Below are 21,745 nucleotides of genomic sequence, written 5' to 3'. Positions count from 1 at the left end.
CTTTTGGCTTCAAACTACATATGAGTTTTATGGAAACTTATAATGGATTTGACAGCATATTATTCGTCCTTATAGCTTCCGCGCAACGTCGCGATCGCATGACAAATGCGCTCAACGAAGCACCCGGCTCTTTCGGATCGGCATCGTTGGCATCGATCAGCGGCCGTCAAAGGGAAGTTTCGCCACGATGTACACCGTGTTCAGCACGTTCGCTGCGACATCCGATGCGGCAGCATTCAAACCCTTTCTCTGCATTCCCGCGCGTGCTGACCGCGCATACTTTCCCGATGGTATCGAACTGTCCTATGGCGACATTGCGCGGCAGGTCTGCGCATTGCGCGATCAGTACCGCGCAGCAGGCTTCGGCCACGGACACCGCGCCTGCCTGCTGCTGGAGAACCGCCCCGATTTCATCGTGCATTGGCTGGCGTTCAACGGCATCGGCGTCTCGATCGTTCCGATCAACCCGGCCTATCGCGCGGCGGAAATCGAGTACCTGATCGCGCATGCCGAACCCGACCTGATCGTCACGCTGGCCGATCAGAAGGAATTGCAGAAGGCGCTGACCGGCGACGTTCCGCTGCTCACCGTCTCCGGTGACGATCTCGGCGCCAGCGTCGAGAAAGTGCCGCCGGCCAGGCGGCCAGCACCGCGCGCCGGCGAGCCGGGAAGCGAGACCGAGGCTGCGCTGCTCTACACGTCAGGCACGACGGCGCGTCCGAAGGGATGCATCCTGACCAATGAATACGTGGTCTCGACCGGCCGCTGGTACGTCAGCCACGGCGGCGAGGCGACGTATCATGCCGGAACGGAGCGCCTCTACAGCCCGCTGCCGCTGTTCCACATGGCCGGCCTGACGCTGACCCCGATCGCGATGATCTTGACCGGCGGCTGCCTGATCCTGCCGGAACGCTTCAACGCGAAATTTGCCTGGCACGACATCGTCGCAGGCCGCGCCAGCGTGCTGCATTATCTCGGCGTGATCGTCGCGGCCCTGCTGGCGCAGCCGGAGACGCCGGACGAGAAGGCCCATGCGCTGCGCTTTTCGATGGGCGTCGGCGCCAATCCCGAGCAGCGCGCGCGAGCCCGCGAGCGCTTCGGCATCCCCTTCGTCGAAGGCTGGGGCATGACGGAGACCGGGCGCAGTCCGTTCAACACGGTCGAGCCGCGCCATCTCGAGACCAACACCATCGGCCGCAGCGTACCGGGGCTCGAAATGACGATCCTCGATGCCGACGGCAATACGCTGCCGGCTGGCGCAGTCGGTGAACTCTGCGTGCGCCATTCGGAAGCGACGCCGCGGCGCGGCTTGTTCTCCGGCTATCTGAAGGACCCCGAGGCCACCGAGCAGGCTTGGCGCGGCGGCTGGTTTCACACCGGCGACAGCGGCTGGCAGCACAAGGACGGCGCCTTCGTGTTCGTCGACCGGCTGAAGCATCTGGTCCGGCGCGCCGGCGAGAACATCTCGGCGGCGGAGGTCGAGGCCGTGCTGACGACGTCGCCTCTGGTCAAGCAGGCCGCCGTCGTCGCCGCGCGCGATCCGGTCCGCGACGAGGAAGTTGCGGCCTTCATCGTGAGCAACGACGGCACCGATGCTTCACGCGAGCTCGCGCAGGACATCTTCCACTTCTGCCGCGAACGCCTGGCGGCGTTCAAGCTGCCGGCGTGGATCGCTTTCGTCGCCGAGTTGCCGCTGACCTCGACCAACAAGATCCAGAAACACGTGCTGCTCGGCACGGACAGGGATCCGCAGTCGCATCCGGGCATGATCGACCTGCGGCAAGACAAGATCAACGCCATAAGGCAATCGAACTAGAGGAAACCAGGGACAATGACATCGAGATACGGATGGATCGCCGCGAGCGCTGCAATCCTCTCAGTCGCCTTCGCCGCCGCGCCATCCCACGCGCAGATTTCCGACGACGCGGTGAAGATCGGCGTGCTGACCGATCAGGCCGGACTCTACGCCGACGCCGCCGGCCCCGGAGCGGTCGAAGCGGTCCGGATGGCGATCGCGGATTTCGGCGGCAAGGTGCTGGGCAAGCCGATCGCGATGGTCGATGCCGACCATCAGAACAAGGCGGACATCGGCGCCGGCATCGCGCGGCGCTGGTATGAGCAGGAGAATGTCGACGTCATCGTCGATTTCGCCAATTCCGCCGTCGCCTTCGCCGTGCTCGAGCTCACCAAGCAGAAGAACAAGGCGATGCTGGTGTCGTCGGCCGGCTCCTCCGATCTGACCGGCAAGGGCTGCTCGGCGAATTCGGTGCAGTGGACCTACAATACCTATGCGCTCGCCAACAGCACGGTGCGGGCGCTGGCCAAGGAAGGCGCGAAGAGCTGGTACTTCGTCACGGTCGACTACGCCTTCGGCCACGCCCTGCGCAACGACGCGGCCAAGACCGTGGAGAAGGTCGGCGGCACGATCGCCGGCGAGGTGCGGCATCCGCTCAACAGCATGGATTTCTCGTCCTATCTGCTGCAGGCCCAGAGCTCGAAGGCTGATGTGATCGCCTTCGCCAACACCGGCGGCGATCTCGCCAACTCGATCCGGCAGGCGCAGGAATTCGGGATGGCGCACACGCAAAAGCTCGCGGCCTTCCTGATGCAGACCAGCGACATCCACGCGATCGGTTTGCAGGCCGCCCAGGGGCTGCAGCTCGCGACCGCCTTTTATTGGGATCTCGACGACAAGACCCGCGACTTTGCCGCGCGCTTCATGGCCAGGACCAAGAAGCGGCCGACCATGGTGCAGGCCGGCCTCTACTCCGCGGTGATGAACTATCTCAAGGCGGTCGAGAAGTCCGGCACCGACGACGGCCCCAAGGTGATCGCGCAGATGAAGGACATGCCGATCGACGATTTCTTTGCCCGCAACGCATTCCTGCGCGAGGACGGCCAGCTCATCCACGACATGTATCTCGTGCAGGTGAAATCGCCGACCGAATCGAAGGGCGCCTGGGATTACGAGAAGCTGGTTCAGGTGATTCCGGGCAAGGAGGCGTTTGCGACGCCGGAGGAGAGCGCCTGTCCGCTGCTGAAGAAATGACTGCGCGCACGAATCCACGCACCACAGGCAAGAAACCACAGGCAAGGCTGGACATCCCATGACTGAGCTGCCGCTGCTGTTCACCCCGCTGCAACTGCGCGACCTCGAACTGAAGAACCGGATCATGGTCTCGCCGATGGCGACCTATTCGGCGCAGGAGGGGCGCGCCACCGATTGGCACACCGCGCATATCGGCAAGCTCGCCGCCGGCGGCGCCGGCCTCGTGTTCGTCGAGCAGAGCTCGGTGAACACCCAGGGGCGCATCACCCATGGATGCCTCGGCATCTGGGACGATGCGCACATCGCGGACCACGCCGCCCTCGCCGCGCTGATCCACAGCTTCAACGCCAAGGCCGCGATCCAGATCGCACATGGCGGCCGGAAAGGCTCCTCGCAGCGGCCGTGGGAAGGAGGCAACCCGCTCGGCGAAGCTGACATCAAGGCACGCGGCGAAGGCCCATGGCAGATCGCGGCCTCGAGCGGCATTCCCTTCGATGACGGCTGGCCGGCACCGCAGATGATGACTTCAGAGCAGATCGATGCCCTGGTGGACGACTATCGCCAGGCATTTCGTCGCGCCAGGGCGGCCGGCTATGACGTCATCGAGCTGCACTGCGCGCACGGCTATCTGATGCACTCGTTCCTGTCGCCGCTGGCGAACAACCGCAACGACGAGTATGGCGGGTCGCGCGAGAACCGCATGCGCCTGCCGCTGCGGATCGCGGCGATCATGCGCGAGGAGTGGCCCAGCCATCTGCCGGCCTTCGTCCGCATCTCGTCGGTCGACGGCGTCGACATCGGCTGGTCGATCGAGGACTCGATCGCGTTTGCGACGGAGCTGAAGGCGATCGGGATCGACATGGTGGACTGCTCGTCGGGCGGCATGAAGCTACCGCGCGGCAATTCGCTGGTGTCGCGCACCCCGGGCTTCCAGGTGCCGTTCGCCGAGCGCATCCAGAAGGAAGTCGGCATGCCGACGGTGGCGGTCGGGCTGATCCGCGAACCGGACTACGCCGAAGCCATTTTGCGGGACGGCAAGGCGACGCTTATTGCACTCGGCCGCGAACTGCTGTGGAATCCGAACTGGCCCGCGCAGACGGCACTTGCGCTCGGATGCGATCCGGAGTGGACGAGTTGGCCCGAGCAATATGGCTGGTGGCTGAAGCGGCGGGTGGCACAGCAGGGACGATAGCGATGCCGGTGGCGAAGAAAGACTTGGCGAAGGCCGGCACGGCTGCCGGCGCGCGGACTTTCGACCGCCCCGATTTCCCCGGCGACACCTCGCGCGACCTGCCGAAGATGGACAATGCAGTCAAGTCGGCGCGGCGCGTGTTCGACGTGCTCGAATTCTTCGAGGAGCACCAGCGCGCCGCCTCCGCGATCGAAGTCGCGGCCGCGCTCAAGTTCCCGCAATCCAGCACCTCGGCGTTGATGCGGACGATGACGGCGTTCGGCTATCTCCACTATGACACCAGCCGCCGCACCTATATCCCGACGCCGCGGATCTCGATGCTGGGGCACTGGCTGAGCCCGGCGTTGTTCACGAAGGGACGCCTGGTCAATCTGATGGAAGAGCTCTCCGCGCGGACCGGAGAGACCATCATGCTCGCGGTGCGCAACGGGCTCAGCGCGCAGTATGTCCATATCATTCAGGCCAAGCTGCCGATGCGGCTGTATGTCAAGGCCGGAACGCTGCGGCCGCTGGCGCGATCCGCGTCGGGTTACGCGCTGCTGTCGGCCTATCCGGACAAGGAGGTGCGCCGCCTGGTGCGCCTGATCAACGCCAACGAGAGCCGGCCCGATCGTCAGGTCGACATCAAGGCGCTGCTGCTTGAGCTGAAGAAGGTCCGCGCCAAGGGGCACGCTTTCTCGCTCGGCCTGGTCACGCCGGGCGCGGGCGCCGTCGCCATGAACCTGCCGCCGATTGCGGAATCGAACGAACCGCTGGTGCTGTGCGTGGCCGGATTGAACGACGCGCTGGTCACCCAGGAGACCGAGTTCGCCGACCTGATGCGGAAGGCAATCGAGTTTCATCTGGCGGACTGAACTTATGTCGGCGGCCGGTTTGCGCGTGTGCGTGGCATACAAACGGGGACAATCGAAAGTTCACTATGCGGAATTCATGCGCCAAGTCCGGCTTCATGCCATCCGCGCAAGTGGCCCTGCGGGCAGCGCTTGTCACGGCTATGGCTTTTCCGCATCATTGAGCGCAAGACAACATCGCAAGCAGGGCATGGCCGAACAGCCAGCCCGAGCCAATCAACACGAGGAACGCTGTGGCGGAGAGTGAAAACATCGTCGCCGAGACCGCGGAAAAGATTTTCGCCGATCTCGCGGATGCCCAAACCATCAATCACGACAAGCAGGGCGCATGGAAGGCGCCGCTGTGGCAGGCGCTGACCGAAGCCGGCCTGCCGCTGTCCTGGGTGCCCGACGATCTCGGCGGTTCCGGCGCCAGCCTCGCCGAAGGATTCAGCGTCCTCAACGTCGCTGGGCGGCATGCGATCGCTGTTCCGCTGGCCGAAACAATGCTGGCCGGCTGGCTGCTGACGCAAGCCAGGATCGCCTCGCCGGACGGCGAGATGACCGTGCTCCCCGCAAGCCCGAAGGACCGCGTGACGCTCAACGCCGACGGCAGCCTCTCCGGCCGTGCCCGCGGCGTGCCGTTTGCCAAGGACGCAAAGCATTTCGCGGTGCTGGCTGTCGGCAATGGCGGGGTGTCCGTCGCGCTGGTCGATGCCGCGAAGTGCCGGATCGAATCCGGCGTCGGGCTCGGCGGCGATCACAACGACATTGTCACGCTCGACAAGGTGCAGCCGGTCACCACCAGGCTGGCGCCGAAGGGCTTTGACCAGACCACGCTGATGCTGATGGGCGGCGTGGTGCGGTCACTCCAGATCGCCGGCGCGCTGGAAGCGATGCTCGACATTTCGGTGCGCTATTCCAACGAGCGTGTCGCCTTCGAGAAGAAGATCTCGAAATTCCAGGCGGTGCAGCACAACCTCGCCCGGCTCGCCGGCGAAAACGCCGCGGCACTCGCCGCCGCGACCTCGGCGGCGGATACGATCGTCAATGCCAAGTCGCTGGACACTGATGCGGTGTTCCTGGAAGCCGCAGCGGCCAAGGTCCGCTGCTCGGAAGCGGCGGAGAAGGGCAGCGGCATCGCGCATCAGGTGCATGGCGCGATCGGCTTCACCATCGAGCACATCCTGCACCGCTATTCGCTGCGGGCGCTGGCCTGGCGCGACGATTTCGGCTCGGAGAGCTACTGGGCGGTCGAGCTCGGCAAGCTCGTCGCGAATCGTGGCGCCGATGAATTGTGGCCGCTGGTGGCTTCGCGCTGAGATCAGGCAGAAAGATCAGGACTGGACATCATGACTGCAGCCCTTCGTTTCGATCCGATCCGCCTGCCGGAAAAATGCGAGCAGCTCCGCAAGGAGGTGCGCGCCTTCCTCGCCGAGGAAATCGCCGCCGGCACCTTCGATCCCCACGCGCCGAACCGCGAGGACAATGACGCGCCGGAATTCTCCCGTCGCGTCGGCGCCAAGGGCTGGCTCGGCATGACCTGGCCGAAGAAATACGGCGGCCAGGAGCGCTCGTTCCTCGAGCGTTATGTGGTGACCGAGGAGATGCGGGTGGCGAACGCGCCGACCCGGCGCTTCTTCGTCGCCGACCGCCAGAGCGGGCCGGTGCTGCTGAAATACGCGCCCGAGCACATCAAGATGGACATCCTGCCGCGCATCTGCCGCGGCGAGGTCTGCTTCGCCATCGGCATGAGCGAACCGAACTCCGGCTCCGATTTGTTCGCGGCGAAGACCCGCGCAACCAAGACCGACGGCGGCTACCTGATCAACGGCACCAAGATCTGGACCTCGTCGGCGCACATCGCCGACTACATGATCGCGATCTTCCGCACCTCGCCGCCGACCAAGGAAAACCGCCGCCACGGCCTGACCCAGTTCCTGGTCAAGATGAAGCAGCCGGGCATCCAGGTGAATCCGATCGGCCAGATCACCGGCCAGTTCGAGTTCAACGAGGTCGTGTTCACCGACTACTTCGTGCCCGACGATCACGTGCTGGGCGAGGTCGACGGCGCCTGGAAGCAGGCGACGTCGGAGCTCGCCTATGAGCGAAGTGGTCCCGAGCGCTTCCTCGAGACCTATTACGTGCTCACCGAGCTCGTGCGCGCGGTCGGCAAGAACCCGGACACCCGCAGCGCCGAGGGCATCGGACGCCTGGTGGCGCAGGTCCACACCATGCGCCGCATGTCGGTGTCGGTCGCCGGCATGCTGCAGGCCGGCAAGGAGCCGGTGGTGGAGGCCTCGATCGTCAAGGACATCGGCACGGTGTGGGAGCAGCAGCTGCCGCATCGCGTGCGCGATCTCGCCGCGTTCGTCGAGGAGACCGCGACCAATCGCGAGACGCTGGAAAAGCAGCTCGATTTCGCCATCAAGACCGCGCCCAAGCTGACGATCCAGGGCGGCACCACGGAAGTGCTGCGCGGCATCATCGCCCGCGGACTTGGTCTGCGCTAGCCGCGCGGGCTCGCCTGCGCTAATTCAACGAGGACAGATCATGACCAAGTACACTGATATCGGCGTCGAAACCCACGGCCATGTCGGCCTGATCGAAATCCGAAAACCCCCGCTGAACTTCTTCGACGTCGCGCTGATCAACCAGATCGCCGACGCGCTGGAGGAGTTCGACAACAATATCGAGATCCGCGCCTCGGTGCTCGCAGCCCAGGGCAAGGCGTTCTGCGCCGGCGCCAATTTCGGTGATCCCGCCCGCCAGGAGCAGGAGGAACGCGCCAAGAGCGATCCGGCCTCGAACCTGCCGATCAACCATCTCTACGTTCAGGCGGTGCGCATCTTCCGGAACAAGAAGCCGATCGTCGCGGCGATCCATGGCGCCGCGATCGGCGGCGGCCTCGGCCTTGCCGTCTCCGCCGACTTCCGCGTCGCCTGTCCCGAGGCGCGCTTCGCGGCAAACTTCACCAAGCTCGGCTTCCATCCGGGCTTCGGCCTCACCACGACGCTGCCGGAGCTGATCGGCAAGAACAATGCCGAGCTGATGTTCTACACCAGCCGCCGCGTCACCGGCGAAGAGGCCTATCGCTGGGGCCTCGCCAATGTGCTGGTGCCGCAGGACCAGGTGCGCGCCGAAGCCATGAAGCTCGCGCAGGAGATCGCCGAGTGCTCGCCGCTCGGCCTGGTCTCGACCCGCGCCACCATGCGCGCCGGCCTCGCCGACCGCGTGCTCGCCGCGACCAACCATGAGCTCGCCGAGCAGACCAAACTGCGCGCGACCGAAGACTTCAAGGAAGGCGTCAAGGCGACGGCCGAACGCCGCGTCGCCAACTTCAAGGGGCGGTAGCCGCGAGCGCCGCTCTCTCCACGGGTCGTCCCGGCCTAGTGCGCAATTGCGCACGGGAGCCGGGACCCGTACGCCGCTGCCCGTGGAAAGGGCACAAGCGGCGTCACCTGGCTTCTTTAACTACGTTCGGTGGTTATGGGTCCCGGCTTTCGCCGGGACGACACCGAATTATTTCGGCACCACCAGCGCATCGACGATCGTGACGCCCTGCCCCTCCGGGTGCACCAGCACCGGATTGACCTCAATCTCGGCGATTTCGTTCGCGTGCTGCGCCGCCAGCACCGAAATCTGCGAGATCAACCGCGCCAGTGCCGCGACATCGGCCTTCGGCGCGCCGCGGAAACCGTGCAGCAGCGGCGCGGCCTTCAGCGTCTCAAGCATCGTGCTCGCTTCAGCCGGGCTCACCGGCGCGGGGCGATAGACCACGTCCTTGAACAGTTCGGTAGTGATGCCGCCGAGCCCCACCATCACCATCGGCCCGAAGGTCGCGTCCGTCATGGTGCCGACGATGATCTCGACGCCCTTCCTGGCCATCGGCCCGACCAGCACGCCCTGGATTTCAGCGCCCGGCCGCTGCTTCTGCACCGTCTCCAGCATGTCGCGATAGGTCGCGATAGGCCGTGAATGCCGCGCCCTTGGCGGCGATGTTGACGCGGACGCCGCCGACCTCGCTCTTGTGCGCGATCGCGGGCGACTGGATCTTCATGACCAGTGGAAATCCGGCGCGCTCGATCGCAGCGTCGAGCCCGTCGCGGTCGGTCACCAGCACCTCATCCGGCAGCGCAATGCCGGCCGCGCGCAGCAGCGATTTGCTGTCATATTCCGACAACGTCTTCGACGTGAGATGCATGGAGAGATCGTGCGCCGGCGACGCTGATGCCGAGATCTCCGGCGCGGGCTTGAAGGCGGCATAGTCCGCCAGCCGCCGCATCGCGACGCCGACATGGGTTAGCCCCGACAGCACCACCACGCCCGACTTCGCCAGTTCCTGCCGCGCGAATTGCGACGGCAGCGTGTAGGAATAGAACACCAGCGGCCTGTTCTGCGCCGCGATCACCGGCTTCAGCTCGGCTTCCTTGAACGGCATCCGCGTCTCGCTCGACAGCGACAGCACGACCAGCGTCGCGTCCACTTCATCAGACGTGTCGAACAGCTCGATGCTCTTCTGCAGTCCGCCGGATGACACACCCTGCGCGGTCACGTCGACCGGATTGCCCGCCGCTCCGTAGGACGGCATCCATTGCTTGATCTGGCTCTGGATCGCGGCTGAAAGCTCCGGCACGCGCAGGCCCTGCATCGAGACGGTATCGGCGCCCCAGATGCCGGCGCCACCTGACACCGTCAGCACCGCGACGCGATCGCCCTTCGGCAGCGGATTGGTGGTCAGAACCGCGGCAATGGTCACGGCCTCGTCGAGGTCGTTGGAGACGATGAAGCCGTATTTCGCGAACACCGCGTCATAGGCCGCCGACCAGCCGGCCATGCTCGCGGTGTGCGAGGCCGCCGCGCGCTCGCCAGCGCCGGAGCGGCCCACTTTAGTTACGATGACGGGCTTTTTGAGCTCTGCCGCGCGCTTCGCCGCCGCCAAGAACTTGTCGACGTCGCGGATACCCTCGATGAACAGCAGGATCACGTCGGTCGAGGCATCCTGCACCATGTAGTCGAGGAACTCGCCGGCGCCGAGATCGCTCTCATTGCCGGCGCTGACGACATAGCTGAGCGCGACGCCGAGCGCCTTGGCGCGATGATAGATCGCAAAGCCGATGCCGCCGCTCTGCGCGACGATGCCGATCCGCCGCTTGCCGGCGATCAGATCGGGCGCATCCGGCTTGACGTCGACGGTCGGGCTGAAGGTCGCGGCGACCTTCTGCGCCTGGCTGTAAAACCCTTCCGCGTTCGGCCCACTGATCCGCATCCCGGTCCGCTTCGCCAGCGCGACGATCGCATCCTGCATGTCAGCGCTGTCGCCGCCTTCCTCGGCAAAGCCGGACGAGATGATGACGGCGTTCTTCACGCCGGTGGCGGCACACTGCTCCAGCGCCGGCAGCACCGCACGGGCGGGAATGACGATAACGGCAAGATCGATCGGCGCGCCGATCTCGGCGATCGACTTGAAGCATTTCAGCCCGTCGATCTCGTCATAGTTCGGATTGATCGGATAGAGCGCGCCGGGATAGCCGTTCTTGCGCAGCATCGCGAGCAGCCGCCCGGGAATCTTCTCATGATCGCGCGAGGCGCCGATCAGCGCGATGCTTTTTGGGGCGAAGAAGGTATCGAGCGGATGCGGCATGGGGAGCGTGTTCCCGATTGTTGTTGTTGCTCTTGACGATATTGGATCACCGCCGCCGGCTCAACCGCTCTCCCCGCAAGCACCAATCGTTCACCGTCACCCTGAGGTGCGAGCGAAGAGAGCCTCGAAGGGTGCACGGCCACCAGCCGGGCCGTGCACCCTTCGAGACGCGCGTTCCGCGCTCCTCAGGATGACGGGAGAAAGATGCGTAGCGCGGATGCAACGGAGCGCAATCCGGGGTCGGTCTACCCGCGGAGAGCACAGTCCCGGATTTCGCTCTGCTCCATCCGGGCTACGACGTCACGACGTCAGCTTGAACATCACGCCGCAGAGCAGGAACTCGTCGCCCTTCACCGCACAGCCTCTGGCTTTTGCGGCTTCCAGCACCTTCGCCTTGTCGGCGACCTTGAACGTCAAGCCGCTCATGATCTCGCTGTCGCCCTTGACGAAGCGGAAGGTGCCGTTCGGCAACTTCACCACGGCACCATCGGCGGGAATGCCGATGATCCTGCCCCAATGCGTCGCCAACGCCTCAGGCTCGGGGCTCTGCATCTCGACCGTGGTCAGCGCCAAAGTCGTGTCCTTGCGGATCGACTTCTGCCAGTCGGGGCCGGCCGGTGGGTACGGTCCCAGCACGTCGTCGCTGCCGTCGGTGTGGTTGAACTCGATGAAGGCGGCTCGGCAGTCGCGCGGGTGCAGTTGCACGCCGTGATACGGCGCGTGCGTGATCACGTTGGCGGTGCGCACGCCCATCGCGTTGGCCTTGGCGCCGCGCGCGTCGGGATCCTCGCAAGCGAAGATCGCCATATAGCCGCCGCGGCCGCCGGTCTTCTCGATGAAGCGGCCGGCCGCCGTGCCCGGCCCCGGCTGGAACGGCGCGACGACTTCGAGCAGGATGGTATCGACCGGCAGCAGCGCATTCTCGAGGCCGTATTTCGCGACGTTGCCGTCGCGATAGCAGACGTCGAGGCCCATGATCGCGGAGATGTCCGCGATCACGGGCGCAAGCTGCGGCGCCACCAGGCAGATCTGCCGCAGCCGCATGTACTCGGCCATGGTTTACTGCCCCTGGAAGGTGGGCTTGCGCTTCTCGACGAAGGCTTTTGCCGCTTCCTTGTGGTCCGTGGTCTCGCCGGCACGCGTGTGATGGATCGCCTCGCCGTCGAAGCAGGCCTCCAGCGTCATGGTCTCGGCGTTGTTGATGTTGCGCTTGATGTAGCCGAGCGCCACTGACGGGCCCTGCGCCAGCGAGCGCGCCAGTTCCAGAGTTTCGGCCTCGACATCGGCATCGGGCACCACCTTGGAGACCATGCCGAGGTTGTAGGCTTCCTGCGCCGACAGCACCGGCGACATCATGTAGAGTTCGCGCGCCTTGGCGCTGCCGAGCATCTTGGTCAGGAAATAGGTACCGCCGTAGTCGCCGGAAAAGCCAACCTTGGCAAAGGCGGTGGTGATCTTGCAGGAGGCGCCGGCAACGCGGAGGTCGCAGGACAGCGCGATCGAGAGCCCGGCGCCGGCCGCGGCGCCGTCGAGCTGCGCCACCACCGGCTTCGGCATCTGGTGCAGGATGCGCGAGACCTCCATGCCGCGGCGCAGGTTGGCCATCTTGGCCTCGAACGGCAGCGGGGCGCGGCCTTCCGCCATCGACTTGACGTCGCCGCCGACGCAGAAGGTGCCGCCGGCGCCCCGGATCAGCACGGCGCGCACCTCGGTATCGTCCTGCGCCCGCCGCGCCGCCTCGACGAGGCCGCGCGTCATGTCGGGATTGAGCGCATTGCGCCGATCGGGACGGTTCATGGTGATGGTGAGCAGGCCCTTGTCGAGGGATTGGAGGACCATCTGATTATCGCTCATGGCGTTTTGCCTTTCGTTGTTATTTTGAATCCGTCGTTCCGGGATGGTGCGTAAGCACCAGCCCCGGAACCTCGAGATCCCGGGTTCGTGCTTCGCACGCCCCGGGATGACTGCGTGACTTCGTCACTTCGTCACTTCTTCACCAGCGGGCAGCGCGACTCCGACAGCGGCTGGAAGGCCTGGTCGCCCGGCACGGTCGCTACCAGCTTGTAGTCGTCCCAGCGGCCCTTCGATTCCGACGGCTTCTTGACCTCGAACAAATACATGTCGTGCACCATACGGCCGTCCTCGCGGATCTTGCCGTTCTTGGTGAACATGTCGTTGATCGGTGTCTCCTTCATCACCTTCATGACGGCGGCCGCATCGGTGGTGCCGGCGGCCTTCACCGCCTTGAGATAGTGCGTCACCGAGGAATAGACGCCGGCCTGTGCCGAAGTCGGCACCCGCTTGGTGCGTTCCATGAAGCGCTTCGTGAAGGCGCGGCTGTCGTCGTTGAGATCCCAGTAGAAGGCTTCCGCCAGCAACAGGCCCTGCGCGGTCTCGAGCCCGACGCTGTCGATGTCGGTGACGAAGGCCAATAGCGGCGACAGTTTCTGGCCGCTCTTGGTGAGGCCGAATTCCGCCGCCTGCTTGATCGCGTTGATGGTGTCGCCGCCGGCATTGGCAAGGCCGATCACCTTGGCCTTCGAGGCCTGCGCCTGCAGCAGGAAGGAGGAGAAGTCCGAGGTGTTGATCGGATGTCGCACGCTGCCGAGCACCTTGCCGCCCGACTTCACCACGACATTGCTGGTGTCCTTTTCCAGGTCCTGGCCGAACGCGTAGTCCGCGGTCAGGAAGAACCAGGTATCGAGACCGGATTTCACCGCGGCAAGGCCGGTCACATTGGCCTGCGCGAAGGTGTCGAACACGTAGTGCACGGTATAGGGGCCGCAGGCCTCGTTGGAGAGGCGGATCGAGCCCGGACCGTTGAACATGATGATCTTGTTGCGCGCCTTGGCGATTTCGGCAGCGGCGAGCGCGGTCGCGGATGCCGCGACGTCGAAGATCATCTCGACGCCCTGGTTGTCGATCATGTCGCGGGCGATGTTGGCGGAGAGGTCAGCCTTGTTGAGATGGTCGCCGACCACGATCTCGACCTTGCGGCCAAGCACCTCGCCGCCGAAATCCTCCACCGCCATCTTGGCGGCGGTTTCGCTGCCCGAGCCGGTGATGTCGGCATAGAGGCTCGACATATCGAGGATGCCGCCGAGCTTCAGCGGAGGCTTGTCCTGCGCCAGCGACGCATTCGCCGAGATCGCAAACGCACAGGCCAACACGCCGGCCAAAACTCGTCTCATTCCAATTCTCCCTTGCAGCGCGGACCTCGTTCCATCAGGTCCGTTTCGAGGGCCGGATCATGCCGCATGGCCTGTACTGCAGCAAGCCGCAGCGGCAGCAATCTGTTTTCCGCTAAGCGGAATGAAGCGCCGCGCCGGAGCTTCCGGCTGCGCTGCGATCAGAGATGAAAGTCGGGAACGGTCTGATGGGGCGTTCCCGCCGGCAGGCCGAGGAACAGATACTGCATGCCATAATGTCCGGCGAATGCCGATGCCGTTGCATCCATGATGATGCGACCGCCGAGATCCAGATGCAATTCCGGCCGGGTAATGGCGCCGAGTGTGTAGGCCGGCACGATGGTCTCGTTGATATGCAGGGCGTCGAACACGGCGGACACCGCCGAAAGCGAGGCCGCATTGCCGGCTAGGTCGACGACATCGGCGCCATTGGCGGCGAAGCCGGTCACCGCCAGCGAGCCGGCCCGATCCGTCGACGACACGATGTGATCGAATACCAGCTTCGAGGAATCGCCGAGCAACGCCGTTGCCGCAGCGTCGTAGATTGCGGTGCCGCCATCGTTCAGCGTCAGGCTCGGCGTGCCGCCATTGACGTGAACCGCCTCGTTGAACCCGACCGTCAGTTGCACCAGCGAACCCGGCGCCGCGACGCCGCCGGAGGGCGTCGCCGTGATCCCGGTGAAATGGGGCGCCGTGGTGTCGAGGGTGAACGTCAGGCTCGACGACGCGCTGACATTGCCGGCGGCGTCGACCTCCTGCACCGTGACGGAGTGCATACCATCAGTCGTAAAGACCGGCGCCGCCGTGGAGAAGCCCGACGCGCCGTCGGCCTTGTAGCGCAGCGTGTCGGCCGCATCGAACTTGGTGTAATCGATCAGCGGATTGCTGGTGATGTGGTCGGCGCTGGAGACGCCGGTGTCGCGGTGCAGTGCCAGCGTCGGCGCCGATGGCGCCTTGGTGTCGCCGGTGAAGCTGACCGCATTGCTCGCTCCGCCGGCATTGCCGGCGATGTCGGTGTAGCTCGCCCCGGCAACCGAAAGGTCAGCCGACAGATGGTCGGTGACATCGGCCGTGAAGGTCGCGGTGTAGATATCGTGGCCTGCGCCATTGATGCCGACATGGACGAGGCTGCCCAGCAGGCCGCCATGGACGGTGACGTCGCCGAGTCCGAAACCGGCGACCGCCTCGGAGAAGGTGAACGTCATCAGCGCGGTGTCGCCGGCGTGCAGCAGGGTATGATCGGCCGCCACCGATACCGTCGGCGGATGCGTGTCGCCACCGATCGCCGCGGTATTGCTCGCCGCGCCGGTATTGCCTGATACGTCGGCATAGCTTGCGGCGGTGACCCGGACCGAGCCCGCCACGACGTCGTTGATATCAGGCGTGAAGATCGCGGTGTAGACGTCCTGGCCTGAACCATTGAGCCCGACATGGACCAGATTGGTCACCGTGCCGCCGGCGACGGCCGTGTCGCCGAGCGCAAAGCCCGCGATCTCTTCGGAGAAGGTGAAGGTGACGGCCGAAGTCTGGCCGGAAAGCACCGTGCTCGGGCTCACCGCAACCGACACGGTCGGGGCCCTGGTATCGCCGGTGAAATTGATGGCGTTGCTGGCCGCGCCGCTATTACCGGCGACGTCGGTGTAACCAGACGCGGTGACCTGTACCGAACCGGCTTCAGTGTTGCTTTCGTCCGGCGTGAAAATTGCGGTGTAGACGTCCTCGCCCGATGCGTTGACGCCGAGATGGACCAGATTGCCCAACGCCCCGCCATGCACCGTGACGTCACCGAGCGCGAAGCTCGCGATTTGTTCGGAGAACGTGAACGTCACCAGCGCGGTCTGGCCCGCCAGCAGCGCGTTACGGTCAGCTACGATCGACACCGTCGGCGCCAGCGTATCGCCGCCGATCGTCGCGGTGTTGCTTGCCGCGCCGGCATTGCCGGCCACATCGCTGTAACCGGACGCATTCACCTTCACCGAGCCGGTCTCGGTGTCGCTGACATCGGGCGTGAAGGTCGCGGTGTAGACGTCCTGCCCAGCGCCATCGAGCCCGACATGCACGAGATTGCTCAGCGCGCCGCCATGGACGGTGATGTCGCCAAGGGCGAAGCCCGACACGGTCTCCGAGAAGGTGAAGGTCGCGACGGAGAGGTCGCCGGCCAGCACCGTGTCGGGATTGAGCGTGACGGAGACCGTCGGCGCCAGCGTGTCACCGGTGAAGTTGATGGCGTTGCTGGCGGCGCCGGCGTTGCCGGCCGTATCGCTATAGCTCGATGCATTGACCTGCACCGAGCCAGCCTCGGCGTTGGTGACGTCGGGCGTGAAGGTCGCGGTGTAGATGTCCTGGCCGGCGCCGTTGACGCCGACATGGACAAGGCTGCCCAGCGCGCCGCCGCTGACGCTGACATCGCCGAGCGCGAAGCCCGCGACGGCCTCGGAGAAGGCGAAGGTCACGACCGCGGTCTGGCCGGCGAGCAGCGTGCCATGGTCAGCTGAAACCGACACGGTCGGCGCCTTGGTGTCGCCGCTGAAGCTGATCGTGTTGCTCGACGAGCCGGAATTGCCGGCAACGTCGCTATAGCTCGACGCATTGACCTGCACCGAGCCTGCCTCGGTGTTGGTCACATCGGGCGTGAAGGTCGCGGTGTAGACGTCGTGGCCGGAGCCATCGACGCCGACATGGGTGAGATTGCCTAGCGTACCGCCCTGGACGGCGACATCACCCAATCCAAAGCCGCTGACGGCCTCGGAGAAGGTGAACGTGACAACCGCGCTATCGCCGGCAACCAGCGTGGTGTGATCGGCTGCAACCGCCACCGTCGGCGCCTTGGTATCACCGGTGAAGCTGATCGCGCTGCTTGCCGCGCCGGCGTTTCCGGCGCTGTCGGTATAGCTTGACGCGTTGACCTGCACCGAGCCCGCCTCGGCGTTGGTCACGTCGGGTGTGAAGGTTGCCGTGTAGATGTCCTGGTGCGCGGCGTTGACGCCGACATGCACGAGGTTGCTCAGCGCGCCGCCGCTCACCGTCGTGTCCGTCAACGCGAAGCCGGTGACCGCCTCGGAGAAGGTGAAGGTGACGGTCGAGGTCTGCCCGGCCAGCAGCGCGGTCGAACTCGCCGCAACCGACACGGTCGGCGCGATCGCGTCGATCACGAGATGCAAATCGGTCGCCGCATGGGTCACGTCGGCGTCCTGGCCGCCGGGATCCCTGATCGTGCCGCCGTTGAGCGAGAGGCTCTGCACCTGCAGATCAGACGTGCTGTCACCGTCCTGCACCGTGTAGCTGAACACCAGCGCCTGCGAGCCGCTGCCGCTGAGATAGGTCGCGGCCTTGCCGTCATTGAGCAGCAATTCGGGCGCGCCGGTCACGCTCACCGTATTGCTGAAGTTGACGGTGATGGTCACGACCTTGCCGGCGTTCAGCGTCGTGAGATGATCGGTGGTGTCAGCCGTGACCGAGGCGATGCTCGCCTGTGACCGGATCTCGAGATGCGGAGAGGCCGAGCCGTCGGAACCAAGAAGCAGCGAGCCGGCCGAGGCGCCGGCGCCAAAGCTCAGGTTCAGCGAGGCGAGCGTCGTGCCGCTGCCGCTCTTCACCAGCAACACGCCGTTCGCATAAGACAGCGTCGCCGTGGTGTCATAGGCGATGTTGCCGAAGTCGATGGTGTCGCCGCCGGCAAAGCCGGTGATCGACGTGCCAAACGAGGTGCCGGAGAATGCCGCAGCATCGAGCACGAGTTTTTCGGTGCTGCCGTCGGTGAAGGCGATCGCGCCGGTTCCCGCCGCACCGCTCGCCGCCAGCTCGAGGATCGAGCCCTTGATGACGGTGCCGCCGGAATAGGTGTTGTGCGCCGACAGCACAAGCCGCCCGCCGCCGGTCACCTCGACATCACCAGGCGTCGCGCCGTCGGAGATCACGCCGCTCTGGGTAACGGTTTCGCCGGCCGCGACATTGAAGACCGGATCGCCCGCGACGGTGATGTTGCGGGTCTGCGTGAAGCCGTCGGTGAAGCTGATGCCGGTGCCGTCGCCCAGCTTCAGCACATTGGTGACCGCGCCGAGATTCACGTTGGCGGAGATCGACACCCTTGTGCCGGCGCCGCTGACCGTGGTGTTGCCGGTGTAGGTGTTGTTGCCGCCGAGGATGACGGTGCCGCCGCCGCTGATGGCGAGGCCCCCAATGCCCGCATTGGCACCGGTGCCGCCATTGCCGCTCTGGTCCGCGATGTCGTTGGCAACCGTCAGCGTCTGGCCGCTGGCCGGCGTGAAGCTGAGATTGTTGTTGCCCTGGATGAAGATGCCGGAGCCGAAACCCGAGCCGCTGGCCTGGCCGATGCCATTGGTGCCGCCCTTGACGGCGCTGAAGCCGGAATCGTTCGACAGCGAGCCGCTCTTGATGGTCAGCGAGCCGCCTTGCTGGACGAAGACGTCGCCGCCCGCGCCAAGGCCGCCACCGCCGCCGGGCGCGCCGTTGCCGTTGGTGCCGCCATTGCCGCCGCCAAAGCCGCCGACACCGCCGATGCCACCGCCGCCACCGAAGCCGCCGTCGCCATTGTAGCCGCCGCCACCGCCGAAGCCGCCGTTGCCGCCATCGCCGCCGCCACCACCGAAGCCGCCATTGCCGCCATCGGCCCCGTTGCCGCCGCCGACACCGCCACCCGGACCATAGGGTGCGCGGACGCCGCTGCCGATCCACCCCGCCGCGCCACCGCCTCCACCGTTGGCGCCGCCTGCTCCGCCATACCAGTAAAGCTCGGTCCCGCCCCCGATCGAGACCAGGTAACCGTCGCTCCCTTTGCCGCCCCCAGCGGTGTTGGGGACAATGCCCGGTGAACCGTTTCTGAAGAGATCATCATCCGCGCCCTGAGCGCCGAGGCCGATCCCCCCGCCGCCGCTGCTTCCGCCGCGTCCGCCCATCCCGCCGCCGCCGCCGAAGCCGTAGCCGGAGCTGATACTGCCAGTGCCGCCGGCACCGCCGTTGCCGCCGATCGCGGCGCTGTTGTGGAAGGTGACGTTGTCGATGGTGGCGCTGCCGTTCGACGAGACGAACAGCGCGCCGCCGAGCCCGGCGCCGCCACCGCCGCCGCCGCGAACGACACCGCCGCCTGCGGCCACCGTGTTCTGGATGGTCAGGTTCTCGAGATTGACGTTGCCCGCATAGACGAAGAAGCCGCGCTGGGCGTTGAGGCCGTCGATCGTATGCGTGCCGCCGTGGCCGTCGCTGCCATTGATCGTGACGCTCGATCCGCTCAAGAGATTGAGCGCGTACAGCTCCGACGTCAGGCTGAAGTTCGCAGTGATGTTGATTGTGTAGTTGGCATTCGGCGCGGCGTTCTGCCCGCCGGAATCCATCTGCAGGATGGCCGCATTGAGCTCGGCGACGTTGGAGACGTTGAAGACGCGGGTCGAGACGACCTGCACGATCGTTCCGCCGTTGGCATCCTGCGAGAGCTGAAAACTGGTCCCGGCGCCGACGCCGGCAAGGGTCAGCGTATCGGTCGTGGTGCCGTTCGAGATCGAGAGCGTGTTGCCGGACAGGCTGACCGTGTTGAGCGACGGATTCTGGGTGTTGTACTGCAGCCCGGTCAGGTCGATGAGCTGGCCGGGATTGAAGTTCGCGATCGTGTTGGCGAACGCATTGCCGCTCAGCGCGGCGTTGTCGATCTTCAGCGTGCCGGCGATGCCGGTCGTGAACGAGATGTTGCCGGTTCCGGCGGCGCCGGCCGCGGTGAGCCACACCGTGCCCGAATAGATCGTCGTGCTTCCGTAGGTATTGGCGGCATGGCCAAGCACGAGCGTACCGCCGCCATCGACGCCGAGATTGCCGCTGCCGGTGACGAGGGCCGTGTCGGACACGGTCTTGCCGTTCGCGATCGACAGGATCGAATTGCCGGTGACCGAGAGCGTGTCGTCGAAAGTGCCGCTCGATGTCAGCGACAGATGCGCGCTGCTCAGACCGAACGTCCCGGTCAGCCCCGCGAGCTGACCCATCCCGAGCTGCAACGTGCCGGCGCCGGACAGCATGAACGTACCGGAGCCGCTGATCGAGCCGGTGTCCGCGATCGTGCCGGACGATATGTCGAAGGTGCCGCCATTGGCGGTGAGCTGAATATCGTGCGTGAAAGTGTAGCCGCCGGTCGTGGTCAGCGTGCCGCCGTTGAGGATCAGCGCACCGGCCGAACCGCCGATGTTGTTGTCGGCCGTGATCGAGAGAGTGTTGCCGGCATCGATCTGCGTACCGCCGACATAGGTGCTCGCACCCGTCAACGTCAGCGTACCGCCGCCGGAGACGACCAGCTTGCCAGTGGTGCCGCTGCCGCTGATGCCCCGCTCATCGGCGATGCTGTCGCCGATCGTCAGCGTGGTGACGGTCTGCAATCCCTCGAAGACCGTGGAAACGGCGTGCGTCGGCGTGACCACCATCGTGCCCTGGATGAAGATGTCGCCATAGGCGGAGCCGTTGCCGGCACCGTTGGCGCCGGTGCCGCCGGTCTCGGTGGCATCCATCAAGGTGCCGCCGATGACGGTCAGCGTTCCGCCTTGCTGAACGAAGATGTCGCCGCCGGCGCCAAGGCCCCCGCCTCCGCCGCCGGCGAGCGAGCCGCTGCCCGCGCCAAAGCCGCCGGTGCCGGGCGTGCCGTTCGAACCGCCGCCTCCGCCGCCGAAACCGCCATTGCCGCCGGTGTGCGCGTATCCGCTGCCGTTGCCGGAGCCGCCGCCACCGCCGGCGAAACCACCATTGCCGCCGCCATAAATGCCGCCGCCGCCACCGCCGCCCATGCCGCCGGCGCCGCCGAAGCCGATCAGGATGCCCGAGGGGCCGCCGCCCACCGAGTTGGCGCCGCCGATACCGCCGCCGCCACCACCGACACCGCCGCCACCACCGCCGCCGCTCGCGCCACCGCCGGCATGTGCGCCGTAGCCTGAGCCGCCGTAATTGTCGGCGCCCTGTCCGCCGCCCGCCGCACCTTCGATCGTCGCCGGCGTGCCGCCCGCGGTCTGCGCCCCGGTCGAGGGATGCTGGCTGTCGGAGCCCGCCTCGCTGTAACCGCTGCCGCCATTGCCGTGATAGCCGTAATAGTCCTGGCCGCCGAAGCCGCCGCCACCACCGCCGCCACCATTGCCGCTGCCGCCGTCGGCACCGATGCCGCCGCCACCGCCGCCGCCACCGGCCGGATCGACCACGCCGCCATCGCCGCCCTTGGCCGTGTTGCTGCCGAAATTGACGTTGTTCAGCGTGACGTTGGCGTTCTGTCCGACGAACAAGCCGCCGCCAAGACCCGCGCCGCCGCCGCCACCGCCGACCCCGCCATTGCCGCCGCTCGCAACCGCGTTGACGATCGTGAGGTTCTTGAACGTCACCGTGCCTGATGTGACGACGAAGCCTTGGTAGCCGCGCGCGTCGATGACGTCGCTATAGTCCTGTCCGCCGAGCTGATTGTTGTAGTCGGAGTTGCCGTCGAAGGTCAGCGTTGAGCCGTTCATCAGATTGATGGCCGGCAGATCGTCCAGCAATTGCAGCGTGCGCGCGCCGGACGAGAGCGAGAAGTTGATGACGTAATCGGTGTTGGCCGCAGCCAGACCACCGCCGACGCTGATCGCCGAGATCGCGTTGTAGAGCTGGAGATAATCGTGGAGCGGATCGCTGGTCGTCAGCGTCAGAACAACGGGATTCGACACAAGGACCTCGGCAATATGCGTGAGCGACCGCAACCGGTCGCCTTTCAAAAAATTGCCGAATAGTTACCTTGCGCCGCAAGTCATTGGCAACAATAACGAATTCTCATTCCGCGCACGGAGTTGCGATCATGAATGGGTAAGGTTGACGCGTGTGAGGGCCGCT

The 21,745-nt window shown here is 65.8% G+C and carries 13 protein-coding genes; 7 read left to right on the top strand and 6 right to left on the bottom strand.

What is annotated here, in order from left to right:
- The first annotated feature begins 187 nt into the window (after positions 1-187).
- From ACVIHF_RS37325 to ACVIHF_RS37295, 7 genes are all read left to right on the top strand, one after another.
- Positions 188-1,816 carry an AMP-binding protein gene (locus ACVIHF_RS37325; protein WP_456793467.1) on the top strand — a complete coding sequence of 543 codons (1,629 nt, stop codon included), beginning with the start codon at positions 188-190 and terminating at the stop codon, positions 1,814-1,816.
- A gap of 15 nt (positions 1,817-1,831) precedes the next feature.
- A complete protein-coding gene (locus tag ACVIHF_RS37320) occupies positions 1,832-3,049 on the top strand; it encodes an ABC transporter substrate-binding protein (protein ID WP_456793466.1) in 1,218 nt (405 codons plus the stop codon).
- Positions 3,050-3,107: 58 nt separating this feature from the next.
- Positions 3,108-4,241 (top strand): NADH:flavin oxidoreductase/NADH oxidase, encoded by a 1,134-nt coding sequence (locus ACVIHF_RS37315; RefSeq protein WP_456793465.1) that lies wholly within the window; start codon positions 3,108-3,110, stop codon positions 4,239-4,241.
- 2 nt (positions 4,242-4,243) lie between these two features.
- Positions 4,244-5,095, top strand: a complete 852-nt coding sequence (locus ACVIHF_RS37310) for an IclR family transcriptional regulator (protein WP_229192821.1) — start codon at positions 4,244-4,246, stop codon at positions 5,093-5,095.
- Positions 5,096-5,325: 230 nt separating this feature from the next.
- A complete protein-coding gene (locus tag ACVIHF_RS37305; protein ID WP_456793464.1) occupies positions 5,326-6,393 on the top strand; it encodes an acyl-CoA dehydrogenase family protein in 1,068 nt (355 codons plus the stop codon).
- Positions 6,394-6,423: 30 nt separating this feature from the next.
- Positions 6,424-7,584, top strand: coding sequence for an acyl-CoA dehydrogenase family protein (locus tag ACVIHF_RS37300; RefSeq protein ID WP_018269158.1), 1,161 nt, complete (start codon positions 6,424-6,426; stop codon positions 7,582-7,584).
- 40 nt (positions 7,585-7,624) lie between these two features.
- Entirely contained in the window at positions 7,625-8,425 is an 801-nt protein-coding gene (locus tag ACVIHF_RS37295; protein ID WP_456793463.1) for an enoyl-CoA hydratase/isomerase family protein, read from the top strand.
- 168 nt (positions 8,426-8,593) lie between these two features.
- Here ACVIHF_RS37295 and ACVIHF_RS37290 read toward each other — a convergent pair whose 3' ends face one another.
- The 6 genes from ACVIHF_RS37290 to ACVIHF_RS37265 form a co-directional block, all read right to left on the bottom strand.
- The gene (locus tag ACVIHF_RS37290) at positions 8,594-9,022 is read right to left on the bottom strand and encodes an acetate--CoA ligase family protein (protein WP_456793462.1); all 429 of its coding nucleotides are present in this window, start codon (positions 9,020-9,022) and stop codon (positions 8,594-8,596) included.
- Positions 8,985-10,715, bottom strand: a complete 1,731-nt coding sequence (locus ACVIHF_RS37285) for an acetate--CoA ligase family protein (RefSeq protein WP_456793461.1) — start codon at positions 10,713-10,715, stop codon at positions 8,985-8,987. Before ACVIHF_RS37285 ends, ACVIHF_RS37290 begins: the two co-directional genes overlap by 38 nt.
- A 300-nt stretch (positions 10,716-11,015) precedes the next feature.
- The gene (locus ACVIHF_RS37280) at positions 11,016-11,771 is read right to left on the bottom strand and encodes a hypothetical protein (protein ID WP_456793460.1); all 756 of its coding nucleotides are present in this window, start codon (positions 11,769-11,771) and stop codon (positions 11,016-11,018) included.
- 3 nt (positions 11,772-11,774) lie between these two features.
- A complete protein-coding gene (locus tag ACVIHF_RS37275) occupies positions 11,775-12,569 on the bottom strand; it encodes an enoyl-CoA hydratase (protein ID WP_076832822.1) in 795 nt (264 codons plus the stop codon).
- Positions 12,570-12,700: 131 nt separating this feature from the next.
- Complete coding sequence (locus ACVIHF_RS37270; protein WP_253606127.1) at positions 12,701-13,906, bottom strand: ABC transporter substrate-binding protein; 1,206 nt, start codon at positions 13,904-13,906, stop codon at positions 12,701-12,703.
- Positions 13,907-14,064: 158 nt separating this feature from the next.
- Entirely contained in the window at positions 14,065-21,582 is a 7,518-nt protein-coding gene (locus tag ACVIHF_RS37265) for an Ig-like domain-containing protein (protein WP_456793459.1), read from the bottom strand.
- Between the last annotated feature and the right edge of the window lie 163 nt (positions 21,583-21,745).

The sequence above is a fragment of the Bradyrhizobium sp. USDA 4506 genome, assembly GCF_054058795.1.
This window is presented reverse-complemented; position numbering and strand designations above follow the sequence as displayed.